Source organism: Frondihabitans sp. PAMC 28766, assembly GCF_001577365.1.
Taxonomy (GTDB): Bacteria; Actinomycetota; Actinomycetes; order Actinomycetales; family Microbacteriaceae; genus Frondihabitans.
Genome location: NZ_CP014513.1, coordinates 3,771,849 through 3,788,854 on the forward strand (window position 1 = coordinate 3,771,849; position 17,006 = coordinate 3,788,854).

The following is a 17,006-nucleotide window of genomic DNA, read 5'->3' on the forward strand; positions in this document are numbered from 1 at the left end:
CTCCGTGGTCGGCCGAACGGGCCGACTACTCACGGCCCCATGAAACACTAGGTGACCATGACTTCCCCCGACGAACCCGCCACACGAGCCCCCCGCAACTGGAGGCGTCTCATTCGCGTCGGCGCGCTGGTGGTCGCGCTCGTGCTCTGCATCGTCTTCCTCATCCCCCGCGCCTCCGACATCGTCGACGCCCTGGGTCGCCAGAACCCCCTCTCGATCGTGATCGGCCTCGTTCTGGCGATCGCGGCGACCTATGCCACGTTCCTCTCCTGGCGCGAGCTCATGCGCGGCGCGGGCCACCCCCTGGCTCTGATGGCCGCGCAGCGCGTCTTCTTCCTGTCCCAGATCGGCAAGTACATCCCCGGCTCGATCTGGGCGATCGCAGCGCAGGCCGACCTCGGTCGCGAGCACAGGGTGCCCGTGGTCAAGTCGGTCGCGGTCGGGCTGCTGACGCTTCTGGTCAGCTGCGGCGCCGGCGTCTGCGTCGCTGCCGCGAGTCTGCCGTTCGTGATCCCCGACGCGCTCTCGAAGTACTGGTTCGTCATCGTCTTCGTCCCGATCGCGCTCGCCGCCCTCCACCCGGCAGTCCTCGGCCTCGTCATGCGGCTCGCATCGCGCGTCATGAAGCGCGACTTCGGCACGATCCGCCTTCCGCTCCCGTCCGTGGCGAAAGCCTTCGGCTGGGCCGTCATCGCCTGGATCCTGTTCGGGGCCCACATCGCCACCCTGTCGGCCGCGCTGATCCGCCTCGACGGGCACACCTTCGTGCTCGCGATCGGCGGTTACTCTCTCGCCTGGCTCGTCGGGTTCCTCGTCTTCTTCCTCCCCGCGGGCCTCGGCGGTCGTGAGGCCGTGCTCACGGCGCTTCTCGTCGCCGGCTCGGCCATGAGCCTCAACGGCGCCGTCAGCGTCGCCGTGATGTCGCGCGTGCTTCTGACGGCGACCGACCTCCTGCTGGCGCTGGCTGCCGGCCTGAGCCGCCGGCGCAAGGGCGTCGTCGTTCGGGCTGCTTCCGAGCGCTCGTGACGCTCGTGGTCCGCGAGCGGGCCCGGCAGGCGGTGCGTCGCGCCGGTGCCGAGGCCCTCTACGATCGGCTGATCCTCGCTGCGCGTCGCCTGAAGGCGGTTCCGCGAGAGCGAGCCTGGTTGCGCGTCGTCGGGGGCCTCCTTCACGACGGGGTGGTCGTGCACGGCTCAGGAGGGTGGGCGCGCCCCGAGGCCGGCGTGCTGCCTCTGGTAATGTGTCTCTGGAACCGCCCCGAGCGCATCGACGAGGTGCTCGCGATGCTGCGATCTCTCTCGGGCCCGCACCGCGTCGCCCTCCTGCTCTGGAACAACAATGCGGCCGACGCCGACTTCTACGCGGGCAGGATCACCGACGCTGCCGGTGGTTCGCTGGCCGGCGTCGACCTCGTGCAGAGCCCTGTCAACATCGGCGGCCTCGCTCGCTTCGTCGCGGCCCGCCTTCTCGCCAACGGCGGCTACACGGGCCCCGTGCTCATGCTCGACGACGACCAGGACGTGTCGCCGAACTTCGTCGAGGACCTGCTTCGCGACTACAGCGAGCGCTCCGTCGTCGCCTGGTGGGCCTTCAGCCTGCACGGCTCCTACTGGCGACGCGCCGAGATCGAGCCGGGCAGCGACGCCGACCATGCGGGCACCGGAGGCACTGTCTACGACAGCTCGCTCGTCAGAGACGACCGCTTCTTCGCGAACCTGCCCCGTGAGTTCGCCTTTCTGGAAGACCAGTGGATGACGTTCCTCGCCCACGCCAAGGGCTGGCGAGTGATCAAGGGTCGGACGACCATCGACCTGGTCTCGGAGGAGAAGAACCAGTATCACGGCCTGTCGCCCCTGAAAGACCGGTTCTATCGGGTGCAGCGCACCCAGCGCGCGTGGCTCACACGCCGGGCCCGGGTTCGCACCGCATGGAACGACGGGCGCATCACGTCGGAGGGGGTCAGCCCCTGAGGAGGTTCTGCAGGTAGACGCCGTAGCCGCTCTTCGCGAGCGGGGCTGCAAGCGCCTCGAGGGCCGCGTCGTCGATCCAGCCGTTGCGCCAGGCGATCTCTTCGATGCAGCCGATCTTGTGGCCCTGGCGATCCTCGATCACGCGGACGTACTCGGAGGCCTGCATCATCGACTCGAACGTGCCGGTGTCGAGCCACGCCGTGCCGCGGTCGAGCACCTGCACCTGCAGCTTTCCGTCGGCGAGGTAGCGCTCGTTCACGGTCGAGATCTCGAGTTCGCCGCGGGCGCTCGGCTTGATCGACTTCGCGATCTCGACGATCGAGTTGTCGTAGAAGTAGAGGCCGGGCACCGCGTAATTGCTCTTGGGCTCCTTCGGCTTCTCTTCGATCGAGACGGCCTTGAAGTCGTCGTCGAAGTCGACCACGCCGTACCGGTGCGGGTCGGAGACGTGGTAGGCGAAGATCGTCGCGCCGTCGACCTCGGTGTTGCTCTTGAGGTTCGAGCCGAGGCCGACACCGTGGAAGATGTTGTCGCCGAGCACGAGGGCGACGCTGTCGCCCGCCAAGAACTCCTCGCCGATGATGAACGCCTGCGCGAGGCCGTCGGGCGAGGGCTGCGCGGCGTACTCGATGCGCATGCCGAGGCTCGACCCGTCGCCGAGAAGCTCGCGGAACTGCTCGTTGTACTCAGGCGTGGTGATGATCAGCACCTCGTTGATGCCGGCCATCATCAGGGTCGACAGGGGGTAGTAGACCATCGGCTTGTCGTAGATCGGCATGAGCTGCTTCGAGACGCCCTTGGTGATCGGCCAGAGGCGCGAGCCGGTGCCGCCCGCGAGGATGATGCCCTTCATCGGCCTGTCTCCTTCGGCGACGCAGCCGCCTTCTCGTTGAGCGACGCATAGTACGCGCGCATGTCGTCCCACGTGGGCACGAGGCCCGATGCCGCGGCCTCGGCGAGCGAGGGGGCGTCGGTGTCTTTCGGCGAGAGCAGCGGCTCGCCGGCCTCGTCGGGGAAGACCAGGGCGACGTCAGGATCCAAAGGGTTGATGCCGTGCTCGCGGGGCGCGTTGAAGACGTCGGTCACCAGGTAGCTCACCGTGGCGTCGTCGGTCAGCGCGACGAAGCAGTGGCCGAGGCCCTCGGCGATGTAGATGGCGCGGCGATCGGTTCCGTCGAGCAGCACGGAGTCCCACTGCCCGAACGTCGGCGAGCCCACGCGGATGTCGATGACGTAGTCGAGCACGGCACCGTGGGTCGCCGTCACGTACTTGGCCTGGCCGAGCGGCACGTCGGCGAAGTGGATGCCGCGCACGACGCCGCGCTTCGACACCGAGGTGTTCGCCTGCCGGAGGTCGATCGAGTGCCCCACGGTCTCTTCGAGACGGTCGAAGCGATACCACTCGAGGAACACGCCGCGGTCGTCACCGAACTGCTTGGGGGTGATCTCGTAGCTGTCGGGAATCTTCAGTTCGCGGATCTGCACGCCGGAAGCCTAGCAAGAGCGCCGACGCGGCCCCGAGCTTCCCCCTTCCTGCGGCCGTCACCGGCGGCAGCGTCGCAAACCTGCAGCTCGGCTCGGATGCGGCTTCACAGCGCTGTTGCGACCACGACCCCCGTTCGGGGGCGATGTGCCTAATCCTGCCTTCGATGTACCGTGAGCCCGTCGCAGGTCCAGGGGGATCACTGGTGAAGGGCCGCGGCATCCGATCACTCTGCACACCGCGTTCCCTCGGTCGTCGCCACCACTCCGAGGAGAGCACTGCCGTGTCCCGTCGCACCACCCTTCCGCGCCTGGGGCCCTCGCTGCCGCAGCCGGCGTCGTCCTGGCCTCCAGCCTTCTGGCCCTTCCCGCTCACGCCGCACCCGTCGCGACGCCGAACGCCGCGAACTATGTGAAGTATCCCGTGCCGAAAACTCTCGGCGAGGCTGCCGGTCTCATCAAGGGCGCCGACGGATCGATCTGGTTCAGCGCGGAGGACAACGGGGCTTTCGGCGACGCGAGCATGCGTTCGATCAGCCACATCTCGACCACCGGCGCGGTGACGACCTACGAGGTGTCTTCTCAGGAGCAGTACGCCGAGGGCCTCGTCCTCGGCTCGGACGGCAACATGTGGTTCACTACCACCGACTCCATCGGCCGCATCACGCCGACCGGCGACATCTCGTACTTCCCGGTCTCGTCGACTGACGGCTTCCCCGACCTCCAGCAGGGATTCCTCGGCAGCGATGGCGACCTCTGGTTCCCGCTCCAGGAGGATCAGAACGGGAGTGGGACCCTGCCGAAGAACGTCTCGCTCCTCCGCGTCGACACCGCGGGCGATATCTCGAAATTCCCAGTCTTCTCGAACCTACCGGAGACGGACAGCGAGACCCTCGGGTCTGCAGTCCTGGGCCATGACGGGGACCTGTACTTCGCCGACAGCATCTACAACGGAAAGACATTCACGGAGTCGGGCGCAATCGAGCGAATCGCACCCGACGGCACTGCGCACAAATTCGCGCTTCCGGCCGGCGCGGTGGCGGGGGCCATCACTCTCGGCCCGGACGACAACATCTGGGCTTCGGCTGTCGTCGACGCCAACGCCCCCACCGTCCCTGAAAGCGTGATCAAGCTGACCCCGGGCGGCACCCTCACGTCGTATGCGGTCGGCCCCGATTCGACCGACGGCTTCTCGGGAACGAACATCGTGGCGGGAACGTCGGCCCTGTGGGAGGCGTTCGACGGCAATATCATCCAGATCTCGACCGCAGGGAAGGTCGTCGGCCGCTACAAGTCAGGCGCGGCGCAAGCCTTCGTCTACCCGGGCACGGACGGCGGCGTCGCCTTCGCGTCGGGGAACTACAAGAACGTCCCCTTCGCCGAGCCCGCCCTCGAGATCCAAACCGTCGGCACCGTCAGCCCGGCGGGTGCACTCACCACCTACTACGCGTCGTCGACCTCTGACATCCTCTCGTTCCAATGGGATGGCACCGGTCACCTCTGGCTCGCCGACTCGAACGACAAGACCATCGCGAAGGCCACGCCGCTGAGCGAGACCAGGATCGCGGGCTCGTCCCGCTATGCGACGTCCGTCGCGATCTCGCAGGCCGCCTACCCCGGCACCGCGCCCGTGGTGTTCGTGGCCACCGGGCTCAACTACCCCGACGCCCTGTCGGCGGCGCCCGCCGCCGTGAAGGAGGGCGGCCCCCTGCTGCTGACCAGCCCGAACTCGCTGCCGAGCGATGTCGCGGCCGAGATCACGCGCCTCAAGCCGAGCCGAATCGTCATCGTCGGCGGCACGTCCGCCATCAGCGCCGCAGTCGAGCAGCAGCTCGACACGCTCGCGAGCAGCGAGTCGACGCCCGGCACTGTCGACAGGATCGCCGGCTCCAACCGCTACCAGACCTCCGACCTGGTCACCGATGACGCGTTCGGCACGTCGGGAGCAACCAGCGCCTTCGTCGCCACCGGGCAGAACTACCCCGACGCCCTCGCTGCAAGCGCTGCCGCGGGCAAACTGGACGCCCCGGTGATCCTGGTCAAGGGCACCGCGTCGGCCCTCGACGACGCGACCACGCAACTGCTCAGCACCCTCGGCGCGACGAGCGTCGACATCGCCGGCGGCACCACCGTCGTCAGCAGCGGGGTCCAGTCGGGCCTCGCGGCTCTGTCGGGCGTGACCGTCACCCGATTCGCAGGATCGACGCGCTACAACACGTCCGAGCTGATCAACAAGGCCGTCTTCTCGAGTGCGGGCACCGCGTACTTCGCCACCGGCACCGGCTTCGCCGACGCCCTTTCGGGCGCGGCCCTCGCCGGCTCTGCGGGCGACCCCCTCTACGTCGTGAAGCCGACCTGCGTCCCTTCGAACGTCGCATCCGACCTCGACACCTACGCCACCTCGACCGTCACCCTCCTCGGTGGCACCTCCGCCCTCACCCCCGCCGTCGCCGAACTGGAGCACTGCTGATGCGATCGACCCTCCTCCGTGCCGCGGCCACCGCCGCTGCCCTCTCGGCTGCGGCCCTGCTCTGCATCGTCGCGGCGCCGGCGAACGCCGCCCCCGCCCCGACGATCAACGCCGCGAACTACGTCAAGTACGCTGTGCCGTCCGACGAGGCCTACGTGCCCGAAGAGCTCGTCGCAGGAGCCGACGGGGCGATGTGGTACACCGACTACGACACCAAGATCGGGGTCACGAGCGCGACCGGCAAGATCACCGAGTTCTCGATGACCGGTGGACACACGACCGCCTACAGCCTCACCCAGGGGTCGGACGGCAACATCTGGTTCACGACCTACGACGACAAGACCAAGGTCGGCTACATCGGCCGGATCACCCCTGCCGACGTGCAGACCTACTTCGAGGTTCCCTCCGGGAGCGACATCTCCAACCTCGCCCTCGGGCCCGACGGCAACATCTGGTTCTCGGCAGACGACTCGGGTGACGTCGACACGATCACGCCGTCGGGCACGATCACCGACCACAAGATGTCCGCCATCACGTCTCCCGTGCAGATCGTCCGCCGGATCACGGCCGGCTCGGACGGCACCATGCTGATCGCGTCGAACTCGTACGCGTCCGACACGGCCACCAACCTGACCGCGACCGGCCACTTCGGCAGCATGACGACCGCTGGCGCCTACACTGACCACGCCCTCCCAATCGGCCACCTCGCTCAAGACCTCACGATCGGCTCGGACGGCAATATCTGGGGCACCACCGTCACCAGGGCCTCCGCCACATCGGAATACCCGGTCGCCATCGGCGTCGACGAGATCACGTCGGGCGGCGTCATCGCGCCCTACTCGGTCGGCTCGGATTCGAACGGCCAGTACATCGCCCCGAGATCGAGACTGACGGCGCCGACGTGTACGTCTCCGCCGCCAACACGGTGGCTCAGGTGACACCGGCCGGCGCCATCACGAAGTTCGCTGTCGAACAGGCCAGATCGCCGGCCTGACCGTCTCACCCGACGGCTCGCTCACGTACGTGCTCGGAACGGTCACCGCGCCCGACAGTGACGGCAACGAGTACCTCGACGCCGGCAAGGTCGGCCAGGTGACCACCGCCGGCGTCGTGTCGACGCTCTACGACAACTCGGACACCCAGATCGAAGCCAACGGCTGGAGCAGCGACGGCCACCTGTGGATCACCGACTCGAACGACAACACGATCGTGAAGCTCGACCGCCTGACGCAGACGCGACTCTCGGGGTCGTCGCGTTATGCCACGTCGGTTGCGATCTCGCAGGCCGCTTACCCTGGCACCGCGCCCGTGGTGTTCGTGGCCACCGGGCTCAACTACCCCGACGCCCTGTCGGCGGCGCCCGCCGCCGCCAAGGAGGGCGGCCCGCTCCTGCTCACCAGCCCGAATTCGCTGCCCGCCGACGTCGCCGCCGAGATCACACGCCTGAACCCGAGCCGCATCGTCGTCGTCGGCGGACCGTCCGCGATCAGCGACACCGTGCTGCAGCAGCTGACAGCCATCCAGAGCAACACCGTGAGGATCGCCGGCACCACGCGGTACCAGACCTCCGACCTGGTCACCGAGGACGCGTTCGGAACCGGGGCGACGACCCCCGGCGCCACGCACGCGTTCATCGCAACCGGCCTCAACTACCCCGACGCCCTCGCGGCGGGGGCCGCGGCCGGGAAACTGGCCGCCCCCGTGATCCTGGTCAAGGGCACGGCCGCCACGGCCGACTCGACGACGACACAGCTGCTGCAGAGCCTCGGAGCCACCACGGTCTACATCGCCGGCGGAACGACCGTCGTCAGCAGCGGCGTGCAGTCCGGCCTGGCGGCGCTCCCCGGCGTGGCTGTGACCCGGTTCGCCGGTTCGACCCGCTACAACACGTCGGAGCTGATCAACCACGCGGTCTTCCCTCGGCGAGCACCGCGTACTTCGCCACCGGCACCGGCTTCGCCGACGCGCTCTCCGGCGCCGCACTGGCCGGTTCTGCCGGCGACCCCCTCTACGTCGTGAAGCCGACCTGCGTCCCCTCGAACGTCGCATCCGACCTCGACGGCTACGCGACGTCGACGGTCACGCTGCTCGGCGGCACCAGCGCCCTCAGCCCAGCCGTGGCCGCGCTCGACCACTGCTGAGGCGATCGGGCTTCGAGATAGGCGATACTGAATCGAGTACCGGCCTCCGCGTGGGGGCATCGGGGGACGCCGGGGAGGCACCATGACGCGCATCGTTGCGCCCACCAGTTCGCTGCGACTTCGACTCGCGGGGGCGATGGCTCTGGCCGTCGCTCTGGCTGCCGGAGGGGGCGCCGTCTCGGCGAGCGCCGCCCCCGCGACCAGTACGGTCGAGACACCGGCTGACGGCGGCCATTCGATGGGCTGGTCGATGCCGGCCGGCCCGCAGGTGGCCGCGCCGTCGGTGCGAAGCCGCGACGCGGCCGCCGCCTCGGGTGGATCGTCGCTGCCGGTGCAGGGGATGGACGTCAGCTCGTACAACGGCGACGTCGACTGGGCGGCTGCGAAGAACGCCGGCAAGCAGTTCGCCTTCGTCAAAGCCAGCGAGGGCACGACCATCACCAACGAGAACTTCACCCAGCAGTGGACGGGGTCGGCCACTCTCGGCTACCACGGCGCGTACGCCGTCGGCAGCCCGGGGATCTCGTCGGGCACGTCGCAGGCCGACTACTTCGTGAAGCAGGTCGAGGCCGGAGCACGAGTGACGTCGTGGTCGGCGCTCGGCGCCGTCCTCCCGCCCGTGCTCGACCTCGAGAACGGCGCCACGACGGAGTGCTGGAACCTGACGCAGGCCCAGATGGTCGCCTGGATCCAGTCGTACGCCGTCGAGATCCTCGCGAAGACGGGCCAGAACGTCTCGATCTATTCCAACCCCTCGTGGTGGAGCGACTGCACCGGCAACAGCGGCGGCTTCGGCATCTCGCCGCTGTACATCGCGCGTTACACGACGGCCGCCACGCCCAATCCGCTGCCGTCCAGCTGGTCGGCCTGGAGCTTCTGGCAGTACGAGAAGCCCACCGGCAACGCAAGCCCGACAAGCTACGACTTCGACGCGTTCAACGGCAACATCAGCCAGCTCGCGAGCATGACCACGACGAGTGCCGCTTCGCGTCTGGCTGGAACCAATCGCTTCGCCACAAGCGCCGATCTGTCTGCATCGACGTTCTCGCCGTTCGCCGCGGGGCAGGGCACCGTCTACATCGCCAGCGGTCTGAGCTACCCCGACGCGCTAGCTGGTGGCGCCCTCGCGGGTCACCTGGATTCCCCCGTGCTGCTCGTGACGTCGACCGCGGTTCCCCCCGCGACCCAGGCGGAGCTGACCCGCCTCGATCCTGCCCGCATCGTGATCCTCGGCGGCACCACCGTGATCACACCGGCCGTCCAGACGGCGCTTCAGCAGTACACCCAGGCCCAGAGCGCCCCATTCGTCACGCGCCTCGCCGGCAGCAACCGCTTCGTGACGAGCGCCGACATCGCCACGGGCTTCACGACCACCGGCGGCGTCGTCTACCTCGCCACCGGGCTCGCCTACCCCGACGCCCTCTCCGGCGCCGCCGTCGCAGCCGAGTCCGGGGCCCACAGCGGCCCTCTCATGCTCGTCGCGCCCAACGGCATCTCGACCGCCGTCGCAGCCCAGCTCACCCGGCTCAAGCCGAGCAAGATCATCCTGTTGGGCGGAACATCGGCGGTTTCGACGACCGTGGCCAGCCAGGCGGCGAAGTACGCCCCGACCGTGACGCGATTCGCGGGCACCACCCGCTACAACACGAGCGCGCTGATCTCGTCCTCCACGTTCCCCAGCAGTACGCCTCCGACCACGGTGTACATCGCCGTCGGCACCAACTTCCCCGACGCCCTGTCAGGTGCACCCGTTGCCGGTCTGGCCGACTCGCCGGTGCTCCTGGTCACGTCGACGGGCATCCCCACCCTCGTCGCGCAGGAGCTCCACCGCCTGAAACCTCAGTCGATCGTCGTGCTCGGCGGCACGTCGGCGATCTCGACCGAAGTCGAGGCTCAACTCGACGGGCTCGCGCGCTAGCGCATCGCGCGCGCCGCGGTGAGGCGTCCGATCACCCGACGCCCAGACGGTAGCCTGGCTGGATCGTGAATTCCACCGTCCTCGTCGATGCGACGTCGATCCCCGCCAACGCGGGCGGCGTCGGCCGATACCTCCTCAACCTGATCCCGGCCCTCGATCGACGAGACGACGTCCGGCTGATCGTGGCGACGCAACCGCGCGACGCCGAGATGTGGGCATCGCGCGCGCCGAAGGCCACGATCGAGGCCGTGCCGGGCTGGGCGAGCAGCGTGCCCGGGCGGCTCGCGTGGGAGCAGCTCGCGCTGCCTCGGCTGGCGAAGCGAACCAGGGCGGACGTGATCCTGTCGCCCCACTACACGATGCCGGTCGCCGCGCGCGTGCCTGTCGTCGTGACGCTGCACGACGCGACGTTCTTCTCGCACCCGCACTTGCACTCGCGCCTCAAGCGTCTGTTCTTCCGGTCGTGGACGCGCTTTTCGGTGCGCCGCGCCGCCGTCTGCGTCACCCCGAGCAAGGCCACCCTCGACGAGGTGCGCCGGGCCACGCACCGCCGCCTCGACAATGCGGTGGTCGCGTACCACGGCATCGACACGACCCGCTTCCGCCCAGTCGGCACAGCGACCGTCGAGCGCGCCACCAAGACCTTCCACGGATCGGGCCCGTACGTCGCCTTCGTCGGCACCATCGAGCCGCGCAAGAACGTCGTGCCGCTGGTCGACGCGTTCCTTGCCGCGATCGACGACGAGCGCCTGGCCGGCTGGCGGCTGCTGCTCGCCGGCGGCGCCGGGTGGGACGCCGAGGCCGTCGAGCTGCTCTCGTCGCAGAGGCACTCCCCCGCCGTGCAGTGGACCGGCTTCGTCGACGACGCCGACCTGCCGGGCCTCCTCTCGGGCAGCGACCTCGTGGCGTACCCGAGCGACGGCGAGGGCTTCGGCCTGCCGGTGCTCGAGGCGATGGCCTGCGGCACCGCCGTGCTGACGACCGACCGGCTCGCCCTGCCCGAGGTCGGCGGCGACGTCGCATACTATGCCGAGCCCGACCGGGGCTCTCTCGAAGAGGCGATCCGCCGGATCCTGCTCGAACCTCGAGGCCGTGCCGAGCGCGCCGAAGCGGGCCCCAAGCGCGCCGCCGAGTTCACCTGGGCGGCCTCCGCCGAGGCTCACGCCCACGCGTTCCACGCCGCGGCGGCCAGTCGCACCGCGGCGGCCGGGCGATGAGCGCTTCGGTCGGCGTCGTGACCATCACCTACTCCCCAGGCGACACCCTCGAGCAGTTCATCCGCTCGTTCGAGACCGAGCAGAGCGCAGGATCCGACATCGTCGTCGTCGACAACGGCTCGACCGACGGGGCTCCCGAGCGGGCCGCCGAGCAGCACTCCGGCGTTCGGCTCATCCATGCCCCCGGTAACGTCGGCTACGGCTCCGCCGCCAACATCGGGGTGCGGAGCCTCGACCCGGGCGTCGAGTGGGTGCTGGTCTGCAACCCCGACACGCAGGTGACACCCGGCGCGGTCGACCACCTCGTCGAGGCGGCGAAGGCGCACCCGCGCGCCGGGGTCCTGGGCCCTCGCATCCTCGAGCCCGACCAGACCGTGTACCCGTCGGCCCGCTCGCTGCCGTCCATCCGCACCGGCATCGGGCACGCCGTGCTGTCGGGCGTGTGGCCGACGAACCCGTGGACGAAGCGCTACCAGCAGCGCGACGTCTCGTCGTCGGACGAAGCCGTGCCGGTGGGCTGGTTGTCGGGCGCCTTCCTGCTGATCCGGCGGGAGGCGTTCGACGCGGTCGGCGGGTTCGACGACGCCTTCTTCATGTATTTCGAAGACGTCGACCTCGGGCGCCGAATGCACCTGGCCGGCTGGCAGAACGTCTTCGTGCCGACCGCGACCGTCGTGCACATCGGCGGCGCCAGCACCGAGAGCGTCGCCGGCGCCATGGTGCTCGCGCACCACCGCAGCGCCTACCGGTACATCGCCAAGACGCACCCCGGTCTGCAGTGGAAGCCGGTGCTGCTGGCCGTCCGCCTCGGCCTCTTTGTGCGCGCGCGTTTCCTCACGCGTCGTTAGCGCCGCCCCGAACGGCCGGCCGGCCTCGCACCACGCGATCCCTCTCGAACCAAGGCATCCTGCGGCGCGAACCGGATCGCGTGGTTCCACTCCAGCACCTCGCCGTGCCCCCGGCTCCGGCGGCAGCGCTCGAACCACGGGATGTCGGTGGCGCCATGGGATTCGGTGGCGCGACAGGGATCGCGTGGTTCGACTGCCCCGTCCCCTCACCGCCGGCCGGCCGGCCGGCCCGGAGCCCGTAGGTCAGGAGCCAGCGGGCACCGTGCGGATCGGGCCGGTGAGCACAGGGCCGGAGGCCGTCTCGTCGACGCGGAACGGGAAGGTGCGGCGGGTCAGCAGCACGATCACGACGAAGGCTGCGGCAACGACCGCCCCGAACGGCGCCAGGTCGGCGAGGTGCCCCGCGTGGTAGATCAGCCCGCCCACGAGCGACCCGCCGGCGATGCCGAGCTGCATGGCGGTCTGCCGGATCGCCGACGCCGCGTCTCGCCGCCCCGGGGCCACCCGCATGGCGGTGATCTGCAGGATCAGCGGCACGGCTGCGAATCCGGCGCCCCAGACGAGCACCGCCACGACGGTGACGGCCGCGCTGTGTGTGAAGGTCAGCGTGCCCAGGGTCGCGGCGACTGCCGTCAGACAACCGAGGAGGGCGGTGCCGGGCCGGGTGTCCACGATCCTGCCGATGACGACATTCGCAGCGAGGCCCGTGGCGCCGTAGCCGAGCAGCAGAAGGCTGAGGGCGGTGCCGTGCAGGTCGCCCGTCCGCTGCACGATCGGGGCGATGTACGTGTAGGCGGCGTACTGGCCGATCACGACCAGCGTCGTCACGACGCACACCGGTGTGATGGCGCGCGAGAAGGCCAGGCGGACGGTGCCGGCGAACTGGCGCCGGATCGAGGCGATCCGGTCGGCGCTCGACACCGGCATCTTCGGCAGGAAGGCGAACACGGCCAGGGCGCTCAACACGCCCGCCATCGCCAGCACGAGGTAGGAGGCCCGCCACCCGACCGTCTGGCCGAGGATCGTCGCGAGCGGCACTCCGAGCACCATGCCCGCGGTGTTGCCGGCCATCACGAGCGACGACGCGCGGCCGCCCTGGCCGGGAGGCGCGAGGCGTGTTGCAACGGGTGCCATCACCGACCAGAACACGCTGTGCGCGAGGGCACAGATGACGCGGGCCAGGATCAGCACGACGAACGTCGGTGCGATCGACGCGAGCCCCTGCGAGATCACGAACAGGATCACGCAGCTCGTCAGCAGCAGGTGACGCGGCACCCGCATCGTCAGGTTCGTGAGCGGGATCGCGCCCGCCGCCGCCACCGCGGCGTAGATCGTGACGAGCAGGCCGACCGACGACTCGCTGACGTGCAGCCCGGCGGAGATCTGCGGCAACAGCCCGACGGGCAGCGTCTCGGCCGTGAAGTAGACGAAGGCGGAGGCAGCGAGCGCCCCGATGGCGCCGTAGCGGATGCGCGTCGGGAGGGCAGGACCACTCACTCCGGGCATGCCCTCACACTAGCGCGGGCGGCGTCGCAGGCAGGTAGGGGTACTCGGGCGAGCGCTGTTGGAAGGTGAGGATCGCCTCGTTTCGCACCCGCCCGCCCTCGATCTCGATCGCGCGCTGGATCGTCTCGGACTCGGCCCACGACGTCGATCCCTCCATCACCGTGCGGAGGAAGGGCATGAGGGCCTCGCTGATCTCCCACGTCGTGGAGTTCCAGAGCAGCGACGGGCTGTGGTCGACCGCGTAGTAGTTCGTCGAGGCGCCGACGGTGAACATCGGCTCGGCGAAGGTCGTCGCCTTCGCCCAGCTGAAGCCCATGCCCTCGTCGATCGAGACGTCGACGATGAGGCTGCCCGGGCGGAAGGCGTCGAGGTCGGTCTCGCGGAGGTACGTGAGCGGCGCGTTCGGGTCTTGCAGGGTGCAGTTGACCACGATGTCGTTCTCGGCGAGGTAGGGGGCGAGGGGCACCGGGCCGTCGGGCGAGTGCACCGTGCTGTCGTGCGGTGACTCTGCGTCGTGCTCGAAGGTGATGATGTCGACCGACGGGATCGGTGATCCCACCTCGGCGATGCCGCGGTTGGTGAGAACGCGCACGTCGTGGATGCCGTGCGCGTTGAGCGCGGTGACCGCGCCGCGTGCGGTGGCGCCGAACCCGATCACGACCGCACTGAGCCGCCGGCCGTAGTCGCCCGTCGAGCCGCACAACTGCAGCGAGTGCAGCACCGAGCAGTAGCCCGCGAGCTCGTTGTTCTTGTGGAAGACGTGCAGCCCGAAGCCTCCGTCGGCCTGCCAGTGGTTCATGGCCTCCCAGGCGATCAGGGTGAGGCTCTTGTCGATCGCGAGCTGCGTGATCCTGCGGTCCTGCACGCAGTGCGGCCAGCCCCAGAGCACTTGACCGTCGCGCAGGTCCTCGAGGTCGGACGCCTGCGGCTTCGGCAGCAGGATCACGTCGGCTTCGTCGATGATCGTGTCGCGATCGGCCATCGCCCCTACCAAGGGCTCGAGCTCGCTGTCGGCGATGCCGAAGCGCGCCCCGTAACCGCGCTCGAGGATCATCCGTGCCCGCAGGTCGGCGTCGATCCGCTCGAGGTGCGCGGGGTGGATCGGCAGCCGCCGCTCGTCGGGCTTGCGCGACGTCGCCAGGACGCCGAGGCGCAGCAGCTCGGGCGTGCTGTCGGAGGTGGTCTCGGCGGTTTCGCGCGTTTCGCTCATAGTCAAGCCTAGAGCCCGCGCGTGAGCACGCCCGCGGTCGCCATTCCCGTGACATCTCGACCGCACCGTCCTCGCGCTCCGCGCCGCCTGGGCTGCCGCAGCAGAGGGCAGCCGCGCCGTCACCATCCCCGGCTCGGGCCGCTTCATCCCCGACGAGCAGCCGACGCTCCTCACCGACGCACCCCGCGCGTTTCTCGACGAGACCGGGCCGCGCTGAGCAGACCCGTACTATGGATCGACCCCGCCCAGCGAACGGAAAGCTCTTCTCATGCACATCCTCGTCACCGGAGGCGCCGGTTTCATCGGCTCCAACTTCGTGCGCCGCACGCTTCAGGACGCCTACCCGGGCCTCGAGGGCGCCGACGTCACCGTCCTCGACGCGCTCACCTACTCGGGCAACCTCGAGAACCTGGCCCCCGTGGCCGACTCGCCCCGCTACCGCTTCGTCCAGGGCGACATCCGCGACGCGGCCCTCCTCGACACGCTCTTCCCCGAGGTCGACGCCGTCGTCCACTTCGCGGCCGAGTCACACGTCGACCGCTCGGTGCGCGACGCCTCGATCTTCGTCGAGACCAACGTCCTCGGCACGCAGCAGCTGCTCGACGCCGCCCTCCGCCACGACCTGAAGCGCTTCGTGCACGTCTCGACCGACGAGGTCTACGGCTCGATCGCCGAGGGCTCGTGGGCCGAAGACCGCCCGCTCGAGCCGAACTCGCCCTACTCGGCGTCGAAGGCCGGCAGCGACCTGCTCGCGCGCAGCTACTTCCGCACCCACGGCCTCAACGTGTCGATCACCCGCTGCTCGAACAACTACGGCCCCTACCACTTCCCCGAGAAGGTCATCCCGCTCTTCGTCACGAACCTCATCGACGACAAGCACGTGCCGCTCTACGGCGAGGGCAACAACATCCGCGACTGGCTGCACGTCGACGACCACACCCGCGGCATCGCCATGGTGCTGGTCGGCGGCCGCGCCGGCGAGATCTACAACATCGGCGGCGGCACCGAGCTCACCAACAAAGAGCTGACGCAGCTGCTGCTCGACGCGACCGGCAAAGACTGGTCGTACGTCGACCGCGTGCAGGACAGGCTCGGCCACGACCTGCGCTACTCCGTCGACATCTCGAAGATCCGCGCCGAGCTCGGCTACGAGCCGCAGGTGCCCTTCGCCGAGGGTCTCGCCGACGTCGTGCAGTGGTATCGCGACAACCGTGCCTGGTGGGAGCCCCTCAAAGCCCGCGCGGCCCTGGTGTGAGCGAGCCCTCCGTGAAGTACCTCGTGACGGGCGCCCGCGGCATGCTCGGCAGCGACCTCGTCGAGGCGCTCTTCGGGCGCGACGTGACAGTGCTCGGGCGTCAGGATCTCGACGTGACCGACCGCGACTCCGTGCTGCGCGCCGTCGAAGGCCACGACGTCGTGATCAACGCGGCCGCGTACACCAGGGTGGACGACGCCGAGACTCACGAAGACGAGGCACTGCTCGTCAACGGCACTGCCGTCGGGCTCCTGGCGGAAGCAACGGCAGCCCATGGCGCGAAGCTCGTCACGGTGTCGACCGACTACGTCTTCGACGGCACCGCCACCGAGCCCTACACCGAGGCGACCCCCCTCGATCCTCTGAACGCGTACGGCCGCACGAAGGCCGAGGGCGAGCGCCTGGCCCTCGGCGCGAACCCCGCGGGCACCTACATCGTGCGGACGGCCTGGCTCTACGGCGAGCACGGCCCGAACTTCGCGAAGACCATGCTGAAGCTCAGCTCGAGCCACGACACGGTGTCGGTGGTCGACGACCAGCTCGGCCAGCCGACATGGACGGCCGACCTCGCTCAGCAGATCGTCGCGCTGGTCGACTCCGACGCCCCCGCCGGCGTCTATCACGGCACGAACTCGGGCAGCGCCACGTGGTTCGACTTCGCCCGGGCGGTCTTCGCCGGCGCGGGGCTCGACCCCGAGCGCGTGAAGCCGACCGACAGCTCGACCTTCGTGCGCCCCGCTGCGCGACCCGGGTTCAGCGTGCTGGGCCATGACGCCTGGGCCGATGCGGGTATCACCGAGATGCGCCCCTGGGCCGACGCGCTCTCCGAGGCCTTCGCGCGCGGAGTCTTCGCCGACTGACTGTCGACGGATTCGCTCGGGGCTGAGTGCCCTCTGTGAAGACTCCCTCATGGCGGGTACTGTGCCAGGGGTCGACGGTCTTCGGACATCGACATCCCGCCGCTCGCCCGCGCTCCCTGCCCGTGAAGC

At 69.5% G+C, this 17,006-nt stretch carries 15 protein-coding genes; 11 read left to right on the forward strand and 4 right to left on the reverse strand.

The features are described from left to right. The first annotated feature begins 57 nt into the window (after positions 1–57). On the forward strand, positions 58–1,026 hold the full coding sequence (locus AX769_RS18080; protein ID WP_082763919.1) for a lysylphosphatidylglycerol synthase domain-containing protein: 969 nt from the start codon (positions 58–60) through the stop codon (positions 1,024–1,026). Continuing rightward, positions 1,023–1,970, forward strand: coding sequence for a glycosyltransferase family 2 protein (locus AX769_RS18085; protein WP_066282048.1), 948 nt, complete (start codon positions 1,023–1,025; stop codon positions 1,968–1,970). The genes AX769_RS18080 and AX769_RS18085 overlap by 4 nt, the downstream gene beginning before the upstream one ends. Here AX769_RS18085 and rfbA read toward each other — a convergent pair. Together rfbA and AX769_RS18095 are read right to left on the reverse strand one after the other, a co-directional pair. Further along, entirely contained in the window at positions 1,960–2,823 is an 864-nt protein-coding gene (gene rfbA, locus AX769_RS18090) for a glucose-1-phosphate thymidylyltransferase RfbA (RefSeq protein ID WP_066282050.1), read from the reverse strand. The genes AX769_RS18085 and rfbA overlap by 11 nt on opposite strands. Next, positions 2,820–3,455 (reverse strand): dTDP-4-dehydrorhamnose 3,5-epimerase family protein, encoded by a 636-nt coding sequence (locus AX769_RS18095; protein ID WP_066282051.1) that lies wholly within the window; start codon positions 3,453–3,455, stop codon positions 2,820–2,822. Before AX769_RS18095 ends, rfbA begins: the two co-directional genes overlap by 4 nt. 421 nt (positions 3,456–3,876) lie before the next feature. On the opposite strand from AX769_RS18095, the gene AX769_RS18100 reads away from it, so the two are divergent. From AX769_RS18100 to AX769_RS18125, 7 genes are all read left to right on the forward strand, one after another. Further along, positions 3,877–5,922, forward strand: coding sequence for a cell wall-binding repeat-containing protein (locus AX769_RS18100; protein ID WP_157887719.1), 2,046 nt, complete (start codon positions 3,877–3,879; stop codon positions 5,920–5,922). After that, positions 5,922–6,860: a hypothetical protein gene (locus AX769_RS18105; RefSeq protein WP_066282056.1), complete on the forward strand. Its 939-nt coding sequence runs from the start codon at positions 5,922–5,924 to the stop codon at positions 6,858–6,860. Before AX769_RS18100 ends, AX769_RS18105 begins: the two co-directional genes overlap by 1 nt. A gap of 85 nt (positions 6,861–6,945) precedes the next feature. Then, the gene (locus tag AX769_RS18110) at positions 6,946–7,941 is read left to right on the forward strand and encodes a cell wall-binding repeat-containing protein (RefSeq protein ID WP_066282057.1); all 996 of its coding nucleotides are present in this window, start codon (positions 6,946–6,948) and stop codon (positions 7,939–7,941) included. Then, the gene (locus tag AX769_RS23260; RefSeq protein ID WP_082764112.1) at positions 7,905–8,063 is read left to right on the forward strand and encodes a hypothetical protein; all 159 of its coding nucleotides are present in this window, start codon (positions 7,905–7,907) and stop codon (positions 8,061–8,063) included. The genes AX769_RS18110 and AX769_RS23260 overlap by 37 nt, the downstream gene beginning before the upstream one ends. 82 nt (positions 8,064–8,145) lie before the next feature. Beyond that, a complete protein-coding gene (locus AX769_RS18115; RefSeq protein WP_082763920.1) occupies positions 8,146–9,981 on the forward strand; it encodes a cell wall-binding repeat-containing protein in 1,836 nt (611 codons plus the stop codon). A gap of 65 nt (positions 9,982–10,046) precedes the next feature. Continuing rightward, on the forward strand, positions 10,047–11,198 hold the full coding sequence (locus tag AX769_RS18120; protein ID WP_066282059.1) for a glycosyltransferase family 1 protein: 1,152 nt from the start codon (positions 10,047–10,049) through the stop codon (positions 11,196–11,198). Then, positions 11,195–12,046 (forward strand): glycosyltransferase family 2 protein, encoded by an 852-nt coding sequence (locus tag AX769_RS18125; protein WP_066282061.1) that lies wholly within the window; start codon positions 11,195–11,197, stop codon positions 12,044–12,046. The genes AX769_RS18120 and AX769_RS18125 overlap by 4 nt, the downstream gene beginning before the upstream one ends. A 243-nt stretch (positions 12,047–12,289) precedes the next feature. Here the strand turns inward: AX769_RS18125 and AX769_RS18130 are convergent, their stop codons facing one another. Both AX769_RS18130 and AX769_RS18135 read right to left on the reverse strand, forming a co-directional pair. After that, entirely contained in the window at positions 12,290–13,552 is a 1,263-nt protein-coding gene (locus tag AX769_RS18130) for an MFS transporter (RefSeq protein ID WP_066282062.1), read from the reverse strand. Between the two features lie 4 nt (positions 13,553–13,556). After that, positions 13,557–14,762: a N(5)-(carboxyethyl)ornithine synthase gene (locus AX769_RS18135; protein WP_066282063.1), complete on the reverse strand. Its 1,206-nt coding sequence runs from the start codon at positions 14,760–14,762 to the stop codon at positions 13,557–13,559. Positions 14,763–15,030: 268 nt separating this feature from the next. Between AX769_RS18135 and rfbB the strand changes: the two genes are divergently transcribed. Beyond that, positions 15,031–16,017 (forward strand): dTDP-glucose 4,6-dehydratase, encoded by a 987-nt coding sequence (rfbB, locus tag AX769_RS18140; protein WP_066282065.1) that lies wholly within the window; start codon positions 15,031–15,033, stop codon positions 16,015–16,017. Positions 16,018–16,058: 41 nt separating this feature from the next. Further along, complete coding sequence (gene rfbD, locus AX769_RS18145; RefSeq protein WP_066283970.1) at positions 16,059–16,877, forward strand: dTDP-4-dehydrorhamnose reductase; 819 nt, start codon at positions 16,059–16,061, stop codon at positions 16,875–16,877. The last annotated feature ends 129 nt before the right edge of the window (positions 16,878–17,006 follow it).